Annotated in this window: 19 protein-coding genes; 12 read left to right on the top strand and 7 right to left on the bottom strand. The window is 44.5% G+C overall.

The window, feature by feature from the left end:
• The first annotated feature begins 41 nt into the window (after positions 1–41).
• The 5 genes from MMA19_RS12450 (at position 42) to MMA19_RS12430 (ending at position 4826) form a co-directional block, all read left to right on the top strand.
• Positions 42–1376, top strand: a complete 1335-nt coding sequence (locus tag MMA19_RS12450; protein ID WP_240206351.1) for a dihydroorotase — start codon at positions 42–44, stop codon at positions 1374–1376.
• Positions 1377–1439: 63 nt separating this feature from the next.
• A complete protein-coding gene (locus tag MMA19_RS12445; RefSeq protein WP_240206350.1) occupies positions 1440–2000 on the top strand; it encodes a carbonate dehydratase in 561 nt (186 codons plus the stop codon).
• Complete coding sequence (locus MMA19_RS12440) at positions 1990–2994, top strand: GTP-binding protein (RefSeq protein WP_240206349.1); 1005 nt, start codon at positions 1990–1992, stop codon at positions 2992–2994. Before MMA19_RS12445 ends, MMA19_RS12440 begins: the two co-directional genes overlap by 11 nt.
• A gap of 57 nt (positions 2995–3051) precedes the next feature.
• Positions 3052–3681, top strand: a complete 630-nt coding sequence (locus MMA19_RS12435; protein ID WP_107306067.1) for a DUF1007 family protein — start codon at positions 3052–3054, stop codon at positions 3679–3681.
• Positions 3678–4826, top strand: coding sequence for a nickel/cobalt transporter (locus tag MMA19_RS12430; RefSeq protein WP_236110066.1), 1149 nt, complete (start codon positions 3678–3680; stop codon positions 4824–4826). The genes MMA19_RS12435 and MMA19_RS12430 overlap by 4 nt, the downstream gene beginning before the upstream one ends.
• 131 nt (positions 4827–4957) lie before the next feature.
• On the opposite strand, the gene MMA19_RS12425 is transcribed toward MMA19_RS12430, so the two are convergent.
• The 4 genes from MMA19_RS12425 to MMA19_RS12410 all read right to left on the bottom strand — a co-directional run bounded on the left by MMA19_RS12425 (position 4958) and on the right by MMA19_RS12410 (position 10044).
• Positions 4958–5830, bottom strand: a complete 873-nt coding sequence (locus tag MMA19_RS12425) for an aspartoacylase (protein ID WP_240206348.1) — start codon at positions 5828–5830, stop codon at positions 4958–4960.
• Positions 5831–6027: 197 nt separating this feature from the next.
• Positions 6028–7722: a phospho-sugar mutase gene (locus tag MMA19_RS12420; protein WP_240206347.1), complete on the bottom strand. Its 1695-nt coding sequence runs from the start codon at positions 7720–7722 to the stop codon at positions 6028–6030.
• A gap of 194 nt (positions 7723–7916) precedes the next feature.
• Complete coding sequence (locus MMA19_RS12415) at positions 7917–9533, bottom strand: ABC transporter ATP-binding protein (RefSeq protein WP_240206346.1); 1617 nt, start codon at positions 9531–9533, stop codon at positions 7917–7919.
• Positions 9534–9555: 22 nt separating this feature from the next.
• Positions 9556–10044, bottom strand: a complete 489-nt coding sequence (locus tag MMA19_RS12410; protein WP_038226232.1) for a hypothetical protein — start codon at positions 10042–10044, stop codon at positions 9556–9558.
• Positions 10045–10238: 194 nt separating this feature from the next.
• Between MMA19_RS12410 and MMA19_RS12405 the strand changes: the two genes are divergently transcribed.
• The 5 genes from MMA19_RS12405 to MMA19_RS12385 all read left to right on the top strand — a co-directional run bounded on the left by MMA19_RS12405 (position 10239) and on the right by MMA19_RS12385 (position 17967).
• Positions 10239–11330: an alkene reductase gene (locus MMA19_RS12405; RefSeq protein WP_171388848.1), complete on the top strand. Its 1092-nt coding sequence runs from the start codon at positions 10239–10241 to the stop codon at positions 11328–11330.
• A gap of 185 nt (positions 11331–11515) precedes the next feature.
• Positions 11516–11797, top strand: coding sequence for a hypothetical protein (locus tag MMA19_RS12400; protein ID WP_006069251.1), 282 nt, complete (start codon positions 11516–11518; stop codon positions 11795–11797).
• 638 nt (positions 11798–12435) lie between these two features.
• Entirely contained in the window at positions 12436–15456 is a 3021-nt protein-coding gene (locus MMA19_RS12395) for a flavocytochrome c (RefSeq protein ID WP_240206345.1), read from the top strand.
• Positions 15457–15509: 53 nt separating this feature from the next.
• Positions 15510–16454 carry an FAD:protein FMN transferase gene (locus tag MMA19_RS12390; RefSeq protein WP_240206344.1) on the top strand — a complete coding sequence of 315 codons (945 nt, stop codon included), beginning with the start codon at positions 15510–15512 and terminating at the stop codon, positions 16452–16454.
• Positions 16455–16566: 112 nt separating this feature from the next.
• Positions 16567–17967, top strand: a complete 1401-nt coding sequence (locus MMA19_RS12385; RefSeq protein WP_240206343.1) for an amidohydrolase — start codon at positions 16567–16569, stop codon at positions 17965–17967.
• A gap of 58 nt (positions 17968–18025) precedes the next feature.
• Here the strand turns inward: MMA19_RS12385 and MMA19_RS12380 are convergent, their stop codons facing one another.
• From MMA19_RS12380 to melR, 3 genes are all read right to left on the bottom strand, one after another.
• A complete protein-coding gene (locus tag MMA19_RS12380) occupies positions 18026–18574 on the bottom strand; it encodes a disulfide bond formation protein B (protein WP_240206342.1) in 549 nt (182 codons plus the stop codon).
• 15 nt (positions 18575–18589) lie between these two features.
• Positions 18590–18745 carry a DUF5993 family protein gene (locus tag MMA19_RS12375; protein ID WP_006069256.1) on the bottom strand — a complete coding sequence of 52 codons (156 nt, stop codon included), beginning with the start codon at positions 18743–18745 and terminating at the stop codon, positions 18590–18592.
• Between the two features lie 188 nt (positions 18746–18933).
• Entirely contained in the window at positions 18934–19938 is a 1005-nt protein-coding gene (gene melR / locus MMA19_RS12370; RefSeq protein WP_038226208.1) for a transcriptional regulator MelR, read from the bottom strand.
• A gap of 327 nt (positions 19939–20265) precedes the next feature.
• On the opposite strand from melR, the gene MMA19_RS12365 reads away from it, so the two are divergent.
• Positions 20266–21618 carry an alpha-glucosidase/alpha-galactosidase gene (locus MMA19_RS12365; protein ID WP_240206341.1) on the top strand — a complete coding sequence of 451 codons (1353 nt, stop codon included), beginning with the start codon at positions 20266–20268 and terminating at the stop codon, positions 21616–21618.
• 70 nt (positions 21619–21688) lie between these two features.
• Positions 21689–23116, top strand: a complete 1428-nt coding sequence (gene melB / locus MMA19_RS12360) for a melibiose:sodium transporter MelB (protein ID WP_062455911.1) — start codon at positions 21689–21691, stop codon at positions 23114–23116.
• Positions 23117–23178: the final 62 nt, after the last annotated feature.

The following is a 23178-nucleotide window of genomic DNA, read 5'->3' as shown; positions in this document are numbered from 1 at the left end:
CATTTAATAGCCTATTTCACCCAAAGGAGTCCCTAATTCCCATGTCTGCCACGCTTATCAAGAACGCTCGCTTAGTCAATGAAGGAAGCATCATTGAGACGGATATTAGAATTGTTGGTCAGCGAATCGAGATGATTGCATCCAACATTAGCAGTAAACCAGGTGACACCATTGTCGATGCCCAAGGTGGCTACATCATTCCAGGGATGATTGATGATCAAGTCCACTTTCGCGAACCAGGTCTTACCCATAAAGGGACTATTGCAAGTGAATCCCGAGCGGCCGTAGCGGGTGGCATCACCAGCTATATGGAGATGCCAAATGTCAATCCAGCCACAACAACCATTGAAGCATTAGAGCACAAATTTAGCATTGCAGAGCAAACCTCTTTCGCCAACTACTCATTTTACTTGGGTGCCACCGAAGACAATCTTGAGCAGATAAAGCGGCTTGATCCTCAAAAACATTGTGGCGTGAAGGTCTTTATGGGTGCTTCAACTGGCAATCTATTAGTTGAAGATCCAGCCGCATTAGAGGCTATTTTTCGCGACTCACCAGTGCTCATCGTCACTCACTGTGAGAGCGGTGCTGTAATAAAGCAAAACCTACAGAAATTAGCACAAGACAAGTCACCATTGACCATCGACGATCACCCTATACTCCGCGATGAAGAAGCGTGTTTTGCTTCCTCATCCTACGCCGTCGAACTGGCAAAGAAGTATCAAAGTCAGTTGCACGTCCTGCATATCACTACCGCAAAAGAACTGTCTTTGTTTGAGTCTGGTTCAATTAATAAAAAACATATCACCGCCGAAGCGTGTGTTCATCACCTTTGGTTTAGCAACAAAGACTATGAGCGCCTTGGTAATCAAATTAAATGTAATCCTGCTATCAAATACCCAAATGACCGTGATGCCCTGCTTCAAGCTCTGAATACAGGAAAAATCGATATTATCGCTACCGATCATGCACCGCACACTTGGGCAGAAAAACATGTACCGTACGAGGAAGCCCCAGCTGGACTGCCTTTGGTTCAGCACGCCCTACTCAGCTTACTCGATCAAGTGCATCAGGGTCATATGACTATGACGCAACTGGTTGAGAAAACGGCCCATAACCCAGCGGTCCGTTATGGTGTTCAGCAGCGCGGATTCGTTCGCGAAGGTTACTATGCCGATTTGGTTCTCATCGACCCAGATACGACGACCCTCGTTACTAACGACAATAGCCTGTACCACTGTGGTTGGTCGCCATTTAATGGACACTCTTTCTCTGCGCAAATCAACAAGACTTGGGTAAATGGCAATCTCGTCTACGCCAATCAAAAAGTGGTTGAGCAGCCCGTGGGAGCAATGAGATTGGTGTTCAATAAATAGCTCAGACGACTTTTAATCATGCGATACAGCGCAATTTTCACTCACTATTGAACAAAGAACACTATGCTAAGAAGAAATCCCAATGGTCATATGCCGCAAGTCTCTGAAACGGCTTTCATCGACCCCACTGCAATTATCTGTGGCAAAGTTATTATCGAAGACAATGTTTTTATTGGTCCTTATGCCGTTATCCGTGCTGATGAAACCAACGAACAGGGCGATATGGAAGCGATAGTCATCAGAAGAGACACCAATATTCAAGACGGTGTCGTTATTCATTCCAAAGCTGGAGCTTCGGTAATCATCGGTGAGCGAACCTCAATTGCGCACCGCTCTATTGTTCACGGACCGTGTGAGGTCGGCAATGATGTATTTATCGGCTTTAATTCCGTTGTGTTTAATGCTGTCATAGGGGAAGGATGCGTGGTACGTCATAACTGTGTGATTGATGGGCTTGACCTCCCTCAACACTTTCATGTCCCACCTATGACCAATATTGGTGCAGATTTTGATTTAAACAGCATTTCTAAAGTACCACCTGAATATTCAGCCTTTTCCGAGTCGGTGGTTTCAGCTAACCATACGCTTGTTCAAGGCTATAGGAGAATCGCTAATGAACTCTGACAATCAGCCTATAACTGGCGTTCCAACTAACATCATTACTGGTTTTCTCGGTGTTGGAAAAACATCGGCAATTCTTAGTCTGATGAAGGATAAGCCCGAAAATGAGCGTTGGGCTATATTAGTTAACGAGTTCGGAGAAATTGGTATCGACGGTAGTCTGGTACAAGGACAACACAAAGATAAACAGCAAGTCTTCATTCGTGAAGTCCCGGGGGGATGTATGTGCTGCGCAGCCGGGTTACCCATGCAAATTGCATTAAACCAGTTATTGTCGGAAGCAAGACCCGATCGTCTTTTGATAGAACCTACTGGACTTGGTCACCCTAAAGAGGTGTTAGAAGTCCTTTCAACCGAACACTATCGCCAAGTGCTTTCATTACAAAAAACAGTCACGCTTGTCGATGCTCGTCGGTTGTCCGACTCTCGCTATACTCAACATGACACTTTCAACCAGCAAATATCGATAGCTGACACTATCGTGGGTAACAAGTTCGATCTCTACCAGCAAGGCGATTCTGAAAAATTGACAACCTACGTAGCGAAAATAGGCCGACCAAATACAAAGGTGGTCTTTGCCGAACACGGTGCCATCCCCCTATCGGAGTTTGAAGGGGAGACAAGCATTCATCAACACCCACCTCATCACCACCATCATCATTCCCAAAGCAAGCCGCTAGTGTCTGAGCAAGACCTCCCAGAGAGTGGTTTTCTTAAAGCAGAAAATGAGGGGGAAGGCTTTCAAAGCGTGGGGTGGCGTTTTAGTCCCGATAAAGTATTTAACCGACAGAAACTCATTTTATTATTGGTTGAATTAGACGTTGAGCGCATGAAAGCAGTATTTATTACCGAAGATGGAATATTCGGTTACAACTTAACGTCAGATGGTTTAACAGAAGTCGTCCTCGACGATTATTTTGAAAGCCGAATCGAACTAATTTCAGATACTATTGATGATACGTTTGAAGAACAGCTCTTAAGCTGTTTGCAGGAGTAATCATCTTTGACGATTTATGAACTAAAAAATAGAGCCCGCCAAAAGAGCAAGTATTTATTGGTAGGTTTAGTCGCAGCGTTATTCGTTAACGCTGCTGCGGCTCATCCTCATTCTTGGATTGAAATGAAAACACATATCAATGGCCAAGACGGTATCATCACAAGCTTAAGTATGGAGTGGTCTTTCGACGCAATAACCTCTATCTATATGCTTGATGGAGAAGATGTTTCTCCCGATAAAGAGCAGGAAACGTTGCATAATTTGTCGATGTCAGTCCTCAACAATATGAAAGATGAACATTACTTTACTCACTTTTACGATGGTGAGAAAACAGTAAAGTACGGACTAGCACGCAATGCAAAGATGACCCGTGATAAAGCAAAATTGGTGCTCAGCTTTGAGATTCCCTTTACCAAACCGCTGCCTGTTACTCGCGATTCATTAAAGCTATTAATATATGAGCCGAGTTATTATGTTGATATGGCTTGGCGATCCACTAATGATGTCGTCCTGTCACCAGAGCTAGCCCGCCAATGTCAGGTCAACATCATTGAGCCAAACCCGACTCCAGAGCAAATGAGTTATGCCATGTCTCTCCCTGCTGACGCGGATCCGGATAACACATTGGGTCACCTCTTTACACAAACTGCAAGTATCCATTGTGCCAATGTTTCCGACTCGCAATGACAAACTCAAAGCAAATTGAATCAAACGTTATGAAGCAAAACAAGAACAATGTAACACTCAACCACACCAAAGAAGCACACTTACATTATCGACGTATCTTTGTAGCGATAGTCGTCTCTATACTACTGGTTGTAAGCTTATATCTGTTATGGCAAGCATGGCCGTCACTGGTCGTGATGAGCATTCAATGGCAGCGTGAGGTGAACGCACAACTTGCCGATTTGCTATACGATGCTCAAACACAACCTTTGATCGCTGGTGGCTACTTGATTGGCGCCAGTTTTCTTTATGGAATGCTCCATTCCATTGGTCCAGGTCACGGTAAAGTCATCGTGACCACTTATCTGGCGACCCACCCAACCAAAGTTAAAACTAGCTTAGTTTTAACCGTTATTTCTGCGTTGTGTCAGGCACTCGTTGCTATTGTACTCGTGAGCGTCCTCATTTGGGGTTTCAATGCCTCAATGCAGGCCGTCAACCGTGATGCCATGATTTTTGTTTCAATTAGCTTTGCGCTCGTTGCTTTATTGGGAGGCATTATTTGCTGGAAGGCCGCAGCGCAGATTTTTAAGCTCTTGCGTTCTCACAACCTCAAGATCCGTAGTCTAGCTCCACTCTCTTCTCTAAACACGAAACAGAAAACAAAGCTTGAGGTAAATCCTGCCACCTACGCTATCAAGCCCTCACCTATAGTGGCCAAAGCAACAGGTATTCAACATCACCATTCCCATGGCGATAACTGCGGGTGTGGGCATCAGCATGTTGTTAGTGCACAGATGATCAACGAAGCTTCAACATGGAAAGAATACTTAGGCATTGTTGCATCCATAGGTGTTAGACCCTGCAGTGGCGCCATTATGGTCCTGCTTTTCGCAAACGTTGTTGGTCTATATTGGATGGGGGTAATCAGTGCGATTCTGATGGGACTAGGAACGGCTTTAACAACGTCACTGATTGCACTAATGACTCTGTCCGGCAAACATATACTTAAGCGGTATCTAGTGGTGGCAAACAGTGAGCACTCCGTTAACTGGAAGCTAACTGGCAGTTATCTCAAGCTTGTTGGTGGCGTTATACTGATGATCATTGGCTTACTTTTCATGGGCGGGCAGGATTACGGAATGTCCCCTGTCTTGTCGAGCTGATCTAGAAAGCTCTAAATAGAAACTATTTAGAGCTTGTTTACTATGGTATGCCACCTGTATTGCCTATCCAGAACATATCTCAGCGGGTTTATGGTCATTACAATAGTCGCTATATTAAGTAGAAGCTCGTCCTATCGAACTGAAACCTTGTGTTTCTCAGCCAAAGCCATCACGATATTCGAGTCACTGTAGGCGCTCTCATTTATAAAGTGCGGGTACACCTCATTGTCGCTCTCCCAATAAACATCGTGACCACTGAGAGTGGCCAACAAAGGCTCTCCCTTCCTTAGAACTTCAAAATCTCGCCCACATAAAGTGGGATGTACGACCGCTTCACGCATACCGTCGTTTCCGACTGGTGCTTTGACCTCTTCGGTATAGTAAAAAGCGTCATAATCATTCAGCTCACCAAGTTGCTTCAGGTTGTGCTTTTCTATGTAATCCAAAACCACAGAACACATCGCTTTCATAAGCTCTAACGTACTGTATTTTAGCGAGCTATGAGCTTGACTCCCGACCTCTATCATGACGCCATATTCACTAGCAGTGCAAAGATAGGGCTGATCACTCCAAGATTTCCTGCTTTCAAATAAGATATTTGCCTTAGGTAGACGTTGCTTCACATACGCGCCCATCATTCGATAAAACGGGCTATCCGCAAGTAGAATCAAGGTCGCCCCCATATTACTTGTGGTGTTATGCAGATCAATGATCAGTTGATCACTTGTGTTTGCGTGATGTTCAATAAACTGATTGGCGACTTTCGATTCGTGCGAATTCGAACTCTCAACCTTATTAGATGCGGAGAATTCACGATTTAAGTCAGAATCAATATATCTAATGTTCTGTTTTTGAGCCTCAGGGTTAGCAATGATGGAAGAGGCAGAAAACGTCGAGCGATCAACGGCATAAAGACCTTCTTTAATTAACTTATGTAGATAAATCCCAGAAAGTTCATTGCCATGGGTCCCAGCCACAATCAGGACCTGCTTGAGTTTATCCATTTATCTAATACCTCCAATTAAAATTAATAACATTCCTAAACTAGGGCCGATTGCCTACTAAGTGTGTAAAGGTAAGTCAGGAATAATTGACATGTTATAACATATCAATAGAAATATAAAAAAGACTAGGTTTAGATAGGTCAAAAACACAAAAGAGCGGCTGACATGCCGCTCTCTTCTACTGCATTTTTTCTGAGTTATAGACTCCGTTGATGCGCTTCAATTAATGCTAACATTTTGGCTTCAGCCGATTGATTCGCTTGAGCGTAGTCCATCTCTGGTGGAAAATCGCTGATGACCTCATAATAGCATTTAAGCTTAGGCTCAGTGCCAGATGGACGCACAATGACTCGCGATTGATCCTCAAGCAAATAAATCAGCACATCACTTGCGGGTAAATCGATGGTTTCTGTCGTTCCGTCGGCGAATTGTCGAACGGATGTATTTAGGTCTTCAATCACTTCAATGCGCTTGCCTGCAATCTCTGTCGGTGGGTTGCGACGAAGCTTCTCACCAATAGGTGGCGACTTAGGATCTAACGCAATACTGCGCTGGGCATTAAAGTAGAAGCCATGTTGACGATAAAGCTCTTCAAGCTTATCCCACAGCGTTTTTTCTTGCGCTTTGAGCTTACCGGTTAACTGTGAAAACGCCACAAGTGCAGAGAGTCCATCTTTATCCCACACTTTATTGCCAACCGTATACCCTAATGCCTCTTCATAAGCGAACAGGAAGGGATGGTCCACGCTCTCTTGAATCATTGCGACGTTGGTTAGCCATTTAAATCCCGTCAATGTTTGGTAATACTCAGCACCATGCGCCTTGGCAATACTTCTTAGTAGGCGCGACGAAACTATGGTATTCCCCACCAGCGCATTAGGTTGACCCGACAACAAGTAATCGCCAAATAGTGACCCTACTTGATCTCCCGTCAGCATTTGGTACTCACCATCAGGACGTTTAACTGCAACTGCAAAACGATCAGCATCTGGATCGTTGGCACAGGCAATATCTGCACCTACAGACTTGCCGAGCGCCATCACCATATCCATTGCTCCAGCTTCTTCTGGATTTGGGAAGTTAACGGTTGGGAACGTACCGTCCGGTTCTCGCTGCTCAGTTACACTCGCCACTTGGTTAAAGCCTGCGTCTGCTAACAGTGTTTCTGCCATGTCAGCACCGACACCATGCATCGCAGTATAAACAATGGAAATATCCGTATTGCTATCCGGTGTTAGAAGTTCACTTTGGTTTATGGCCTTACGATAGGTTTGATAGTAATCCTCTTCTAACCAAATCAATAACCCCTGTTGTTTCGCTTGGTCTAAGGGTAACAACGTTAGAGGTTGAGTCGCAGCATCGTCAATCTGTGCCGCAATACCAGAGTCATGTGGAGGAATAATCTGCGCCCCGTTTTCCCAATAGACTTTAAATCCATTGTATTCTGGTGGATTATGACTCGCCGTCACTACAACGGCTGCTGCTGCATTCAATTCACGAACACCAAAGGCAACGATAGGCGTTGCTGCAACTTTATAGGTCAGATACACCTTGATACCGAGCGCTGTTAGAACGGACGCGGTATCGTGCGCAAACTGCTTGGAGTCAGGGCGGCCATCATAACCGATCACTACACCTCGCGATGAAGCCTCGCTAACTTGTTCGAGAAGATAATGACCTAACCCAGTCGCAGTTTCTTGAATGACTAAACGATTCATACGATTTGGTCCAGCCCCCACTTTACCGCGTAAGCCAGCGGTACCGAATGCAAGGCGAGAGCTGAATCGATCTTTCAACTCTCGTTCATCGTTCGAGTCCACCAGCTGCTGCAATTCGTGTTTAGTGATTGGATCAGGATCGCGTGCTAACCATTGAGAAATTTGTTCAGTCATAGTGATGTTTCCTTAATTGAGGCAACCTGATGGAGAGGGATATCTTTCAGGTTCTCATTTGTCTATTTAATAATAGTAAATGACTCTCAATATCATTAAAGAGAGAGCAACCGATAAAATGAACTCCAATTTGATAACAAGCTAGAACAGTAATGATAGGTAAACCAACACTTACCTACCAATGGACAGGGTGACTATGCCTCTTCAGGGTCTAAATCGAACGACGCATCAATCAACTTCTGGGTATAGTCGCTCTTTGGATGATAGAAGATTTCATCAGTGGTGCCTTGCTCCATAATCTCACCCTTTTGCATTACCAGAACGCGGTCAGATAGCGCTTTAACCACGCTCAAATCATGGCTGATGAACAAGAAACCGATGTTATGTTTCTTCTGAATGTCTTTAAGAAGGTCTATAACGGTAAGCTGTACCGAGCGATCCAATGCAGAAGTAGGTTCATCAAGCAAGATAAATGATGGCTCAAGAATGAGTGCTCGGGCAATAGCAATACGTTGTCGCTGCCCGCCTGAAAACTCGTGGGGATAACGGTTGATACTGTGAGGGTCAAGCCTAACTTCTTCTAAGGCAGTCCGTGCACGCTGCATGCGTTCGGCTTTTGACAAATTGGGATGATGAACCGTAAGACCTTCTGTAATGATGTCGCCTACGGTCATTCGTGGCGAGAGCGACCCATAGGGATCTTGAAACACCATTTGAATGTCTTTTTTAAGGGCAAATCGAGCTTTAGCCGTCAGTTTGTCCACGTCTTGACCTTTGAACTTCACAGTCCCAGTGCATGGTAGCAACCCGATCAGTGCACGTCCTAAAGTCGATTTACCCGACCCTGACTCCCCTACAATACCCAAGGTTTCACCCTGCTTGAGCTGCAACGAAATCCCTTTAACCGCTTCAAAATACTGATTACGCTGTTGTATAAAGCTCGATTTAATCAAGAATTTCACTCGAATATCGTCAGCTTCTAGCAAAGTAGCGGCGGTTTCTTCTACTTCCTCTTTTTGTCCCTTAGGTACAGAATCGAGTAGCATCTTGGTGTAATCGTGCTGGGGTGATGAAAACAGCGCTTGGCATTCGCCTTGTTCGACAATATCCCCCTTACACATCACTATCACTCGGTCTGCCAAGTGTTTGACCACACCCAAGTCATGAGTAATAAACAGAATCGCTGTTCCAAGCTTGGCTTGGATTTCTTTGATGAGATTAAGTACTTCAGCTTGAACCGTTACATCGAGTGCAGTGGTTGGTTCATCAGCGATCAAAATGTCAGGCTCATTAATCAAGGCCATAGAAATCATAATGCGTTGCAGCTGGCCACCAGAAAACTCGTGAGGGTACTTAAAGTAAGCCGTTTCTGGTTCTGGCAAATGCACCAAATCAAACAGCTCCAAAACGCGTTTCTTAGCTTGTTGACCACTCACCTTTCTATGGCACATCAATGCTTCAGCGACTTGAATGCCCACCTTCATATAAGGGTTAAGTGAGGTCATTGGTTCTTGGAAGATCATTCCGATACGGTCACCACGAATCTTTTGCATCGCCTTATCATCCATTTTCAGTAGCGAGTGGCCGTTAAATGCGATGTTTGAGTCCGTGTGAATAATCGCATTGTTAGGCAAAATCTGCATCAGCGCGTTGGTTGATACAGATTTACCGCTTCCTGATTCACCCACAATAGCTAATGTTTCACCCGCAAAAAGATCGAAGTTGACTTGTTTCACTGCATCAACAATACCGTCATTGGTGGTAAAGCTTACGGAAAGATCGCGGACAGTTAGAATAGGGTCTTGAGACATAATGCTTCCTTGCTCATTCGAATTAGTAATGTGAGTTTGGTGTCGGGTTGGTGTGTGGATTCAAGACCGCAATACTATGATGCGATCGGCTAAGCTCATTGAATTTTTGAGTCCACTCAGCACTGTGTTGAGAAGCGCAGAAGGCTTCCATATGGCTGAGCACAAGATCCGTACTCTCTTCAATCGCCGCATAAACGATCTTGATAAGTTGAGTTTGCTCTAGTGACAAAAATTGCAGTAATGCATAACAGCGATTGAGTGTCTCAAACGCTTGCTGTGGCTCACCAATACTATTGAGGATACTTGATTGATAGATAGACGCGTCTCGTAATCCTGTCACCAAGAAAACGAACTGACATGGGCGAGTTTGTTTACATTCAAGTGCATGATAGACATGCGAAGGTAAGCTATCTAACACTTGTGAAAACAAGTGTTTTGCCTCAGGCCAACTGCCTTGTTTTAGTAATTTCTCTGCATTTACAAAACGAGACCAGCACTGTTGAATTTCCATTGGGTGAGCCTTTTTAAAACGATAGTTGCCTATTAAAATTCAAACCAAATGCGAATGCAAGTAATTATCATTTGACTAATGACTTCACTATTCGAAATTAATGAATACTAAATTCAAAATAAAGCCAATTATCAAATTTAATTAAATGAATACAATGAGCAGACAATAAACATCAGCCACTCAGGACATTCAACATGAGCAAGTTATTTGAGCAAACAGAGATTAAAGGTCTAGGACTTCAAAATCGTATCGCGATGGCACCAATGACTCGAGCACGCACTAGTCAGCCGGGCAATATTCCTAATGATATGATGGCCACCTACTACCAACAAAGAGCCACCGCTGGATTGATCATTTCCGAAGCGACGCAGATTTCCGATGACTCTCAAGGTTACTCTTTCACTCCAGGTGTTTATACCGATGAACAGGTGGCTGGCTGGAGCAAAGTGACGCAAGCTGTGCACAGTGAAGGCTCAAAAATGTTCTGCCAACTTTGGCATGTGGGCCGAGTGTCCCACCCGACGTTCCAAAACGGTGAAAAGCCAATGGCCCCCTCTGCTCTAGCACCAGTAGAAACTCAAGTATGGATTGCAGACGAAAACGGCAATGGCAACATGATAGATTGTGTCGAGCCACGCGAAATGACCAAAGACGACATTCAGCGTGTGGTTAACGATTTTGCCACCGCTGCAAAGCGTGCTGTAGAGGCCGGGTTTGATGGTGTCGAAATTCACGGTGGCAATGGCTACCTTATCGACCAGTTCCTTCGCACCAACTCCAATAAACGTACCGATGAGTATGGCGGTACACGCGAGAATCGTATTCGTTTCTTACTTGAGGTTGTGGATGCGGTTGTCAGCGCGATAGGTGCCCACAAAGTCGGCGTCCGATTAGCACCATTTATAACTTTTAAAGATATGAATTGCCCAGACATCGTACCGACCATTCTTGACGCAGCGACAGAATTACAACAACGTGATATCGCTTACTTACATTTATCTGAAGCGGATTGGGATGACGCGCCTGAAATTCCTGAAGCATTTCGTATCGAGCTTCGCAAACGTTTCGACAACTGCATCATTGTTGCCGGCGGTTACACTCAGCAAAATGCAGAGGCCGTGCTAGCTAAAAACTACGCCGATATCGTCGCCTTTGGTCGCCCGTTTGTGTCTAACCCAGACTTGGTCTCTCGCTTACAACACGACAAACCACTAGCGGAACTCGATGGCGCTACTCTGTTTGGTGGCAATGACAAAGGTTATACCGATTATCCAACAATGCCATAACGCTCAGGCCCGCCTTTTGTGCGGGCTTTTTTGTCACCAAATTCCTACATCAATCCTGCTTTTCTTCTTTTTAATCATATATTAACCCGTCAAAACCCTTCATTTGCACAAAATATGACCTTGCTCAAAAATATATGCATCATTAGGAGTATTTTAGGAACGTTCATATTTCAGGAGTGAAAAACATGACGGCTTCAAAAATGTTTGTAAGGGATTTTCTGGGATTACTATTAATCGTCTGCACTGTGCTTGCAGGATTGTGCGTTTTACTTTGCCTACTTGCATTGTTTGCATACGTAAACCACGAAACGATTCTCGCCTCTGACTTCTTCCACGAATCGTTCTACCTCATCGTTTTCTTTATTCCACCCTACTTCATAGCAAGACACATCAACCGTGCAGAGACGGTCACCGCCGTTGAGCAATATTTGCTGATGAAGAGTAAAAGCGAGCAACTTCCACACTAATACGCTTTAAGGGTAATCTTCAATTCATCCTGACCATTACCCTTATTCAACCGCAGTAGACGTATTCAGTTACGTACTTCACTGAGCAATTAGACGTTTCTTGTCACTATCTTTCGCTGTTAACTACCGCCCTCAACACCATTAACTCGTCTTACGAATGATGCCCGGTGGTGGAATCTTATTTTCAGCTAAGCACCAATATCCAAAGCTTAAAAAGTTACATTAATGTCACCAGTTGCTCTTTGTCTCTGTCACAAAGCTGAAAGCATTACCCGTTCAAACTGCGGTGAAAATAGGGCTATTACGTTGTTAGACTCGGTCAGCTTAACTAATAAATAAAAATAAACGATTGTTATTAAAAGATTTATATAGTTATCCGCCCCTACCAAAAACAGAGCCAGCGCTTGTCGTAACAAATACATTTAATGCATATAATACATAAACAATTCTTAAACATATGCACAATAAACATATATTGAATGCAAACCTTTCATTTTACTTATAAAAATTATCCATAGTATTTTTGAGGGAAAGTCATCTGATGATGTTTTTCTTATATGAAAAATACTTTGAGCAATGCATTCGGCTCTTGAGGAGTTTTTCATATAAGAATTAATCAGTATAAGGAATATTAACCAATGACAAAGTTAATCGAAGAGATAACGCTTGGGCTGTCCAAGGCCACGCTTAAAAACCGCATTGTCATGGCACCAATGACCATTCAATCTGCATTTTTTGATGGTGGAGTGACTCAAGAAATGGTGGATTACTATGCCTCTCGTTCTGGAGATGCAGGGGCTATTATCGTGGAAAGCGCATTTGTCGAAAATTACGGCCGTGCATTCCCTGGGGCTCTGGGTATCAACCACGACAGTAAAATTGCTGGCCTCGAAAAATTGGCAACGGCAATTAAAGCTAAAGGTTCGAAGGCTATTTTACAAATTTATCATGCTGGACGCATGGCAAATGGTGAATTCAATGGCGGCCACCAACCGATCTCTGCCAGTCCTGTTGCCGCTCTGCGCGATAACGCAGAGACCCCACTCGAGATGACCGAAGAGCAAATTGTTGGCATGATCGACCATTTTGGTGACGCAGTTAATCGTGCCATTCTTGCCGGCTTTGATGGCGTTGAAATCCATGGCGCCAACACTTACCTTATCCAACAATTCTTCTCTCCACATTCCAACCGACGCACTGATAAGTGGGGTGGTGATATTGAGAAACGCACCACATTCCCGCTCGCTATTTTAGAGAAGGCGAAACAGGTAGCCACATCTCACCAAATGCCTGGGTTCATTATTGGCTACCGTTTTTCTCCTGAAGAGATTGAAGAGCCGGGAATCCGTTTTGAAGAGACCATGTTCCTTCTTGATAAACTCGCTCAAAGCGGCATTGATTACTTCCATTTTTCAATGGGTAACTACGCTCGAAACTCTATTGTTAATCCAGAAGACAAAGAACCGCTTATCCGCAAATTCCATGCGTTGAAGTCTGAAGATGTTGCTAAAGTCCCAGTTATCGGTGTCGGTGGCATTGCTCAGCGTCAAGATGCGGATACTGCGCTTGAGTATGGTTATGACATGGTTAGTATTGGTAAAGGTTTCCTTGTCGAACCAACATGGGCAAAGAAAGCAATCAATGACGAAGTCTGCGCTGAATTTGCTGATATCGCTCAACAACAAGCATTAATGATCCCAACACCATTGTGGGAGATCATGGATTACATGATCATCGACAGCGCAGCCGAAGCATTGAAACACCAACGTATCAAAGAGCTTCAAAGCGTCGAGATTAAGTTCGAGCCCGGCGAATACACAGCGTATGGTTATGGCCATAACGGTCAACTTCCAGTCACGGTCAGTTTCTCTGAAGATAGAATTCTTGATATCGCCGTGGATTCCTCAAAAGAGTCAGACGGTATCGCCAACCCGGCTTTTGAACGTATTCCTCAGCAAATACTCGATGGTCAAACACTGAATATCGATGTTATCTCCGGCGCTACTGTCAGTAGCCAAGCTGTTCTTGATGGTGTGTCCAATGCCGTGGATCTCGCAGGGGGTAATTCAGAGGCACTACGTTGTAAAGCACGCGAAGCAGTTGAGTGGTCAACAGAAGTCATCGAAGACACCGTAGATGTGGTGGTAGTCGGTGGTGGTGGCGCAGGTTTGAGCGCAGCGCTTACCGCATTAGATAATCATCAATCAGTGATAGTACTTGAGAAGTTCCCAGCGATCGGTGGTAACACCGTTCGCACTGGTGGTTGGGTTAACGCCGCAGAGCCAAAATGGCAAAAAGCATTCCCAGCTCTTGCCGGGGAAGCAGACTATCTAAAAGCACTTGCTAACACACCAGAGTCTGAGATTGCGCCAGAATATCTTGCTGACTTCCGCATGTTGAAAGATCAGTTAGCAAACTATTTCTTAGATGTAGACGCTGGTAACCACTATCTGTTCGACTCAACAGAACTGCATTTGATTCAGACTTATCTTGGCGGCAAACGCACTAACTTAGATGGTGAGTCAACCTACGGCCAATACGATCTTGTACATACACTGACTAGCCGAGCGATGGAATCGATCGACTGGCTAACAGAGAAAGGCATCGATTTTAACCGTGGTATGGTCGACATTGCTGTTGGTGCGCTATGGCGTCGCGCCCACAAACCAAATCGCCCTAAAGGTGTTGAGTTTGTTGAAAAGCTGCAAAAGCACATTGTCGCTCAAGGTGGCCGTATTATCACGGATACACGTGCAGACGATCTGATTATTGAGAACGGTCAAGTCGTGGGTATTAATGCCACTCATTCAAACGGCACGAAATACAAACTAACCACGAAGCAAGGTGTAGTAATGGCATCTGGCGGATTTGGTGCCAACACTAAAATGCTTCAGAAATACAATAACTACTGGAACGAAATCGCCGATGACATCAAGACAACTAACTCTCCAGCGCTTGTGGGTGATGGTATTGCCATTGGTGAAAACGCTGGAGCAGAATTAGTCGGTATGGAGTATATCCAGCTGATGCCAATTGGCGACCCTAAGTCAGGTGCATTGCTTACAGGCTTGATTGTTCCACCAGAAAACTTTGTCTTTGTTAATCAACAGGGCAAGCGCTTTGTCAACGAATGTGAAAGCCGTGATGTGCTGTCTAACTCATTCTTCGATAATGGCGGTGTGATTTACATGATTGCGGATAAAGAGATTCGTAAAACAGCGGCAAACACAACCGACGAGACTATCGAACGAGAAATTGAAGAAGGTATTATCATTAAAGCTGACACAATTGAAGAGTTAGCACAGAAGATCAATGTTCCGACTGCCGAACTTAGCGAAACCATTCGCTTGTATAACTCCTACGTTGATAATGGACGTGACCCAGAGTTCCAAAAAGGTGCACTTGGTCTTAAGGTCGAGCAGGCGCCTTTCTACGCGACGCCTAGAAAACCATCTGTACACCATACGATGGGCGGTCTCAAGATCGACACTGACGCTCGTGTGTTAAATAAACAGGGAGCGCCAATTCCTGGGCTATATGCCGCAGGTGAAGTAACGGGTGGCATTCACGCTGGTAACCGCCTCGGCGGTAACGCCTTAATTGATATATTCACTTACGGCCGAATCGCAGGTCAAAACGTCTCTATGAGAAACTCGTAAACAAAAGGGAAGCCTCCGGCTTCCCTATTTTTATTCCTGTTCGGAGACACATTATGCCTAGCTATAAAACTCGCTTTCAAATGATGGGGACCTTCATTGATCTTGTTATTCATCATCACAATGGCGGGCAATTGCTAAAGGACTGTTATCTCCAACTCCAAGAATTCGCCCAGCGCTTTACCGTGAATCAGTCTCATTCGGAGCTGATGAACGTCAATCACAATGCAGGTATACGCCCGGTGCGTGTCAAAGCTGATTTATACGAACTGTTGAAAACTGCCACCGCAGTGAGCCTTGATAACGCCAATCCTTTTAACATCGCCATTGGGCCGTTAATCAAAACGTGGCGTATTGGTTTTAAGGACGCGACCCTACCCTCCAATTCTGAGCTTGCATCAAAGCTCGAACTTGTAAATCCCTCACACATTGTGTTTGATGACGTCTACCAAACGGTATTCTTAACCAAAGTAGGTATGCAGATTGATTTAGGCGCCATCGCCAAAGGCTATTTTGCTGACAGGATAAAGCAGTATTTAATTAGCCAAGAGGTAGAGTCCGGTTATATCAGCTTGGGAGGGAACGTCTTAACCATAGGGCATGCGCCTAATAGCAAAGCAAAAGCATGGACGGTCGGAATTCAGGACCCATTTCGCCCAAGGGGCCAAGTTTGCCGAATCGTACCACTTAACGACAAGTCCGTCGTCACATCTGGCATCAATGAACGCTTCTTTGAACACAACGGGGTACGATATCATCATTTACTCGATGCACAGAGCGGCAAGCCCATCGTGACTGATATCGCGAGCGTAACGATAATTTCCAAGTTGTCTGTCGATGGTGAAATATGGAGCACGGCAGGTTTCCTGAATTCGGTTGACGACGCATTAGCTTACTTGAATCAACAACAGCACGTTGAAGCCATCGTCATTTCCAATCAAGGTCACGTACATATCACTCACGGACTTGTCGACAACGGCCATACGATTCTCGAAAAGTGAGACTATTAGCCCAACTCATTCACCCTGCGCAACCTCACTCCAGCAAACGTTTGCAATTCATCTAGAACTCACTATTATTCGCGCTAATTAAAAACAATAATTAAGAGCTACTATGAATATCAAGCAAACGTTACTCGCCACGACGATCGCTGGCTTAAGTACTTTTTCACATGCTGCCCAAAAAGTCGATCTGATGATCACCGACGCTCTCGTGCTTACAATGAACCAAGAGAAGACCGTGTACCAAAACGGCACTGTGGTTATCGATGACAACAAGATTGTCGCCGTAGGCGACGAAGCGCTAGCTGAACAATATAAAGCCAAACAAACACTTGATGTTGATGGTGATATCGTGATGCCCGGACTAATCAACACCCATACTCATGTATCAATGACCGTGTTCCGCTCTCTTGCCGATGATGTGCCAGATCGCTTACACCGTTATATTTTCCCGCTTGAAGCTAAATTGGTGTCTCGTGATATGGTTCGTATCGGGGCAAACCTTGGTAACGTTGAGATGGTGAAAGGTGGTGTTACCACGTACGCTGATATGTACTACTTTGAAGATGAAGTGGCAAAAACCGTTGATGAAATCGGTATGCGTGCAGTGTTGGGCGAAACCGTGATTAAATTCCCAGTAGCAGATGCTGCCAATGCTGATGAAGGCATCAAATACGCTTTGAACTTTATTGAAGAGTATAAAGACCACCCTCGTATTACCCCAGCGTTTGCCCCTCATGGTCCTTATACCAATACGACAGAAACACTACAGAAAATTGCTAAGCTATCACTGGAGCACGACGTGCCCGTCATGATCCATCTTGCTGAATCTCATCGAGAACAAGAGAAGATCGCAGAACGTTCCAATGGCATGTCTCCCGTTCAGTATATGCACAGTATCGGCGCGCTCAATAAAAACCTTGTTGGTGCTCACATGATTTTGGTCGATGACGAAGACATCAAGTTGGTGAAAGAGTCTGATATGGGTGTGGCACACAATATGAGTGCAAATATCAAATCGGCGAAAGGTGTATCTCCGGCGCTCAAAATGTATGACCAAGGTGTACGTATTGGCTTAGGTACTGATGGCCCGATGTCTGGTAACACACTAAGTACTATTGACGAGTTCAATCAAGTGGCTAAGGTCCACAAGCTAGTCAACAAAGACCGAGCAGCGATGCCTCCAATCAAAGTTATCGACATGGCGACCATGGGCGCCGCACGTGCACTGCACATGGAAGATAAAATTGGCTCACTAGAGGCTGGCAAGTTGGCAGATATCATCGTCATTGATACCAAAGCACCAAACATGGTTCCGGTTTACAACCCTTATTCGGCGTTAGTTTACTCAGCGAACTCCGCTAACGTTAAACACACTATCGTCGATGGTAAAATCATAATGAAAGACCGCGACATGCTAACCGTAGATGAAGATAAGATTCGAGAGGAAGCATTAGCGTTCACGGAAGTGGTTCGCAAGACCGTCGTTGAAGCTGGCGAAATAGTTCAGTAGATATCTAATTCACCGTTAGAAAAACGCTTGGTGTTAGCCAAGCGTTTTTATTTGGAAGTTAACTGAAGCTATCGAGCAACCAATAACTAACCGGATTATCCGGACATTGATACGGACCACATTCAATAAAGGTCGACAACACATTAATAGCTACCGCCACGATAGCCAAAATACAGACGACTCGACCAAACATGCTCATTTGGTATTGGTCATCACTCCAGTCTTTATTCCAAAGTACCAATAACAATGCAACTCCCGCGATAGTCATAGCAAAAATCACAAAAGCCCACGTGTAATAGTGCATTCCCAAAATCGGGCTACCAAAACCCGGGGTTCCCGGAATCACATGCAGTGAAACCTGCCTAAGTGCTGTTGCCGCACCAAATAGAGCCCCCACTAAAATGACACCATAGTGACGCTGCTCCGTGCCATACACAATATTGAGCAGGAATCCAAACATGACCATTACAAAACCAATCCGTTGCAATAAGCAAAGTGGGCATGGCAGTTCATTCCACGCCACCTGTAAAACTGATCCCATGAGCAAAACAAAGGTAATTCCAAGTAATCCTAGAGTATTCAGCAAAGTGATGTGCTTCTGATTCATAAGTAGTCACCTCCGCTATAACAAGATCGATAACGTATCGGTTGCATGGTGATGAAACCAATATAGACCCAGCACAACTGAGACTCCGAAAAATGCGTAACCCACCTCTTTCTTACCAATGAACGCGCTAACCATGGCGATCAAAAGCAATAAGAAAATTAAACTCATCATAAGCGACTTACCTTATTGTTTTATAGAGTATTATCCTTCCGATAACATGAGTTTAAGTATAGAAAGAGTTGCATAGGTTGCAAAAAATGAGGTGTGGGAAATCTGCAGACTTAGATTGTACAAATCAATTGAATGCTCTTTATTAGGCTATTTCGCGCCCTTGTTAAAACATGGAAAAAGCTATCATACTAGCTCCCCAATACCGTCAGCGGTCTTTTCCCATCGCAGGCTCCTTTCTCAAGATCATATAATGGACTAGTACCGTGACTGCTCCAACGGTGGTCTTCTCTCGACAGCTTGCGATATTGTGTGGGCGTGACTCCGATATAGGTTTGGAATGTCTCGTAAAAGCGGCTACTTGAGTTAAAGCCGACGGTAAGTGAGATATCTAATATGGTTCGGTCTGTATCACTAAGCAAGGCTCGGGCATGGTTAATGCGCATGGCGGTGATGTACTGCTTAATGGTCATCTGCATGGTGCGTTGGAACACGTTCATTGCGTAGTTGGTATGCAAACCAATGTGTTCAGCGATATCTTTGATCGTCAGAGGTTGATTGTGGTGCGTTGCTATGTATTCCAACATCTGACTGACGTAAAACTGAGAGTGTTTAGACACCCCTTTTGGTGTTGACTTGTCCTGCTTATTAATAAGTAATTGCTGCCAACCATCAAGGCAAATCCGCTTTAACATCAAGCCAATTTCATCCACAGCAAGCTGCTGGCGGCTTTCCGATGGATGGTTCATTTCTTCTGCCCAACGGGCAATTTCAAACTCACTAATCAGCGAACATGAGTTGGATTGAATTACACTACCGTGAGTGATTTGATTGACGAGATCTCGGCTCAATGTCCAAGACATAAAGTGATGGATAGGAATATTTATGATTCCCATATTGTGGCTGTGACCCGGGTCAGTCAAGCGATGTGGCACCGATGCCCAGAACAATCCAATCGCACCGCTTTTTACAACAATGGGGCTGCCGTTAATGATGTACTCCACATCATCACCGAACGGAATATTAACTTCAATTTGGCCATGCCAATGGTATCCCGGCATCGAATGTGGCGGTCTCAATTCAATATCAATTTTCTCATACGACGAATAAAGCGACAGCGGGCTGACCGATACCGTTTCTGATGAGTATTTGTCTTGGGTGACAACTTTCAGCGCATCTGGGTCATATTGTTTCATCTATCACTCCTTAGGAAATCGTACAAACCTGTTTTAGCAAATCGTGCAATTTAAAACTCTGAACAAGATCATATAGCCAAACTACCCCAATAAGTAAGATTCAAGTTATGTGATTAAAGTCAGTGCGTTACATGAAATTCGCTAGTATTTTCACAATCTTTATCCGCAAAAATGACAATATTGTCCCATTTCCTAAGATTTTTATTTGGCTCATTAGAAATATGAGAAAACAGGATACTCATTGTTATATCTGAGACGAATCTACTCTTGCCACAGGTGTACCTTAGCTTCATCGAAACAGAACTTTGAGAGATAAAGGATTCGACTATGAAAAGCCCCAAAATCACATTCATCGGTGCTGGCTCCACCATTTTTGTTAAGAACATCCTTGGTGACGTTTTCCACAAGCCCGCATTAAAACAAGCGCAGATTGCGCTGATGGATATTGATGAACTGCGTTTAGAAGAATCTCACCTTGTCGTGAGCAAACTTATGGAGTCCTCTGGTGCGACCGGTACCATCACTTGTCATCTAGACCAAAAAGAAGCACTCAAAGATGCTGACTTTGTGGTTATCGCATTCCAAATTGGCGGTTATGAGCCATGTACGGTGACAGACTTTGAAGTGTGTAAACGTCATGGTTTAGAGCAAACCATCGCTGATACTTTAGGCCCTGGTGGAATCATGCGCTCGCTGCGCACTATTCCTCATTTATGGAGTGTGTGTGAAGACATGACAGAAGTTTGTCCAAACGCCACCATGCTTAACTACGTCAACCCAATGGCGATGAACACTTGGGCAATGTATGAAAAGTATCCGCATATTAAGCAAGTGGGTCTTTGCCATTCGGTGCAAGGCACGGCTGAAGAGATAGCTCGTGATTTGGACCTTGATTATGCTGACCTTCGCTATACCTGTGCAGGTATCAACCACATGGCTTATTACCTCACACTAGAGAAGAAAAATGAGCAAGGCGAGTATGTTGATATCTACCCTGATCTTCTCGAAGCTTTTGAAAGTGGTAAAGCGCCTAAGCCAGGTCTTCACCACAATGGCCGCTGTACCAACCTCGTACGCTATGAGATGTTCAAAAAGCTTGGCTACTTTGTCACTGAATCTTCAGAACATTTTTCTGAATACACGCCATATTTTATCAAACCAAATCGCCCTGATTTGATAGAACGTTATAAAGTGCCACTAGATGAATATCCGAAACGCTGTGTAGAACAAATTGCAGACTGGAAAAAAGACCTTCAAGAATTCAAAAACGCCGACCAAATTACGGTTCAAGAATCACATGAATACGCCAGTACTATCATGAACTCAATTTGGACAGGAACTCCAAGCGTCATCTACGGCAACGTCAAGAACGAAGCATTGATCGACAACTTACCTCAGGGTTGCTGTGTAGAAGTCGCCTGCTTAGTTGACGCCAACGGTGTTCAACCAATCAAGGCGGGTCGATTACCAAATCATTTAGCCGCGTTGATGCAAACCAACATTAATGTTCAAACACTGTTAACTGAAGCGATTCTCACCGAAAACCGCGAGCGCATCTATCACGCAGCCATGCTTGACCCTCATACCGCTGCCGTACTTGGGTTAGAGGAAATTTATGCACTGGTTGATGACCTCATCGACGCTCATGAAGGCTGGCTGCCTGAGTGGGTAAATCAGTAAATCAATACCAATAAAAACAATAACGTGAATATTTAACGCCTTCTCTATGGGAAGGCGTAAGGAGTAACAAATGAGTATCTCAATGAATACCAAGCTGAGCTATGGCTTCGGCGCATTTGGCAAGGACTTCGCAATTACCATCGTCTATATGTATTTAATGTTCTACTACACCGATGTGGTAGGCATTTCCGCTGCGGCGGTGGGTACCATCTTCCTCGTGGCACGTATTTGGGATGCGGTCAACGACCCGATAATGGGCTGGATCGTTAACAATACCCGTAGTCGCTGGGGTAAATTCAAGCCTTGGATTTTGATTGGCACACTTGCCAACTCTGTAGTTCTTCTGATGCTGTTCAGTGCACACTATATTGACGGCCCTTGGCTGATTGCTTATGCCGCTGTCACCTACATTTTATGGGGTATGACTTACACCTTAATGGACATCCCGTTCTGGTCTCTAGTACCAACTCTAACCTTAGACAAACGTGAGCGCGAAGAGCTTGTTCCTTATCCTCGATTCTTTGCAAGTCTTGCATGGATAGTCACTGCTGCCATTGCTATGCCGTTTGTGAACTATGTAGGTGGTGATGACAAAGGTTTTGGCTTCCAAATCTTTACGTTACTCTTAATCGCTTGTTTCCTTGTCTCAACTTACATCACTCTTCGTAACGTCAAAGAGCGCTACTCGACCGCTAATTTGGATGAAACACAACAGGAAGAAAAAGTATCGTTAAAACAGCTTCTTAAACTCATCTACAAAAATGATCAGTTAACGAGCGTGTTATGTATGGCGCTATCCTACAACCTAGCGACAAACATCATTACAGCGTTCGCGGTTTATTACTTTACCTACGTGGTCGGCAACGAAGCTCTATTCCCTTATTACATGGCTTATGCGGGGATTGCGAACCTCATTACCTTAGTACTGTTCCCGAAATTAGCACAAATGTTCTCACGTCGTGTTCTTTGGGCTTGTGCTTCTAGCTTCCCGATTTTAGGTAGCGCGGTACTTATTTATGTAGGCATGTACGACAAACAGAGCATTCTATTGATTTCAACGGCTGGTGTCCTACTCCAAATCGGTACTGCTTTGTTCTGGGTTCTGAATGTCATCATGGTGGCAGACACTGTCGATTACGGTGAGTACAAGCTAGGCTCTCGCTGTGAGAGTATCGCCTACTCGGTACAGACATTAGTGGTAAAAGCAGGTTCAGCATTCGCCGCATTCTTCATCGGTATCGCGCTCACTGCTGTCGATTACGTGCCAAACGTAGAACAAAGTGCTGACACTGTCTTTGGCATGCAATGCATCATGGTTGGTTTACCTGCGTTCTTCTTTGCAATTGCATTGGTGGTCTATTTCCGCTTCTACAAGTTGAACGGAGCCTATCACCAACAAATTCAAGACCATCTCACAGAGAAATACGATCACATTACCAATGATGGTTCCGAAAAAGGTCAATCGACTAAACCTGCTGAGCCAGCACAAGCTCTTTAACCCAGTACAATAAAACCCATGCAGAAGTCCGGTCTGCATGGGTTCACTAACAATCGTCAAAC

This window comes from Vibrio sp. CyArs1 (assembly GCF_022432925.1).
In the GTDB taxonomy this organism is placed as follows: Bacteria; Pseudomonadota; Gammaproteobacteria; order Enterobacterales; family Vibrionaceae; genus Vibrio; species Vibrio mediterranei.
The sequence above is the reverse complement of the archived record's forward strand: the minus strand, read 5'-3'. Positions and strand labels throughout refer to the sequence as shown.

Excerpts from the sequence above, each read along its gene's own strand:
- MMA19_RS12450 (WP_240206351.1), top strand. The coding sequence starts at position 42 with ATGTCTGCCACGCTTATCAAGAACGCTCGCTTAGTCAATGAAGGAAGC.
- MMA19_RS12445 (WP_240206350.1), top strand. The coding sequence starts at position 1,440 with ATGCTAAGAAGAAATCCCAATGGTCATATGCCGCAAGTCTCTGAAACG.
- MMA19_RS12440 (WP_240206349.1), top strand. The coding sequence starts at position 1,990 with ATGAACTCTGACAATCAGCCTATAACTGGCGTTCCAACTAACATCATT.
- MMA19_RS12430 (WP_236110066.1), top strand. The coding sequence starts at position 3,678 with ATGACAAACTCAAAGCAAATTGAATCAAACGTTATGAAGCAAAACAAG.
- MMA19_RS12425 (WP_240206348.1), bottom strand. The coding sequence starts at position 5,830 with ATGGATAAACTCAAGCAGGTCCTGATTGTGGCTGGGACCCATGGCAAT.
- MMA19_RS12420 (WP_240206347.1), bottom strand. The coding sequence starts at position 7,722 with ATGACTGAACAAATTTCTCAATGGTTAGCACGCGATCCTGATCCAATC.
- MMA19_RS12415 (WP_240206346.1), bottom strand. The coding sequence starts at position 9,533 with ATGTCTCAAGACCCTATTCTAACTGTCCGCGATCTTTCCGTAAGCTTT.
- MMA19_RS12410 (WP_038226232.1), bottom strand. The coding sequence starts at position 10,044 with ATGGAAATTCAACAGTGCTGGTCTCGTTTTGTAAATGCAGAGAAATTA.
- MMA19_RS12405 (WP_171388848.1), top strand. The coding sequence starts at position 10,239 with ATGAGCAAGTTATTTGAGCAAACAGAGATTAAAGGTCTAGGACTTCAA.
- MMA19_RS12400 (WP_006069251.1), top strand. The coding sequence starts at position 11,516 with ATGACGGCTTCAAAAATGTTTGTAAGGGATTTTCTGGGATTACTATTA.
- MMA19_RS12395 (WP_240206345.1), top strand. The coding sequence starts at position 12,436 with ATGACAAAGTTAATCGAAGAGATAACGCTTGGGCTGTCCAAGGCCACG.
- MMA19_RS12390 (WP_240206344.1), top strand. The coding sequence starts at position 15,510 with ATGCCTAGCTATAAAACTCGCTTTCAAATGATGGGGACCTTCATTGAT.
- MMA19_RS12385 (WP_240206343.1), top strand. The coding sequence starts at position 16,567 with ATGAATATCAAGCAAACGTTACTCGCCACGACGATCGCTGGCTTAAGT.
- MMA19_RS12380 (WP_240206342.1), bottom strand. The coding sequence starts at position 18,574 with ATGAATCAGAAGCACATCACTTTGCTGAATACTCTAGGATTACTTGGA.
- MMA19_RS12375 (WP_006069256.1), bottom strand. The coding sequence starts at position 18,745 with ATGATGAGTTTAATTTTCTTATTGCTTTTGATCGCCATGGTTAGCGCG.
- melR (WP_038226208.1), bottom strand. The coding sequence starts at position 19,938 with ATGAAACAATATGACCCAGATGCGCTGAAAGTTGTCACCCAAGACAAA.
- MMA19_RS12365 (WP_240206341.1), top strand. The coding sequence starts at position 20,266 with ATGAAAAGCCCCAAAATCACATTCATCGGTGCTGGCTCCACCATTTTT.
- melB (WP_062455911.1), top strand. The coding sequence starts at position 21,689 with ATGAGTATCTCAATGAATACCAAGCTGAGCTATGGCTTCGGCGCATTT.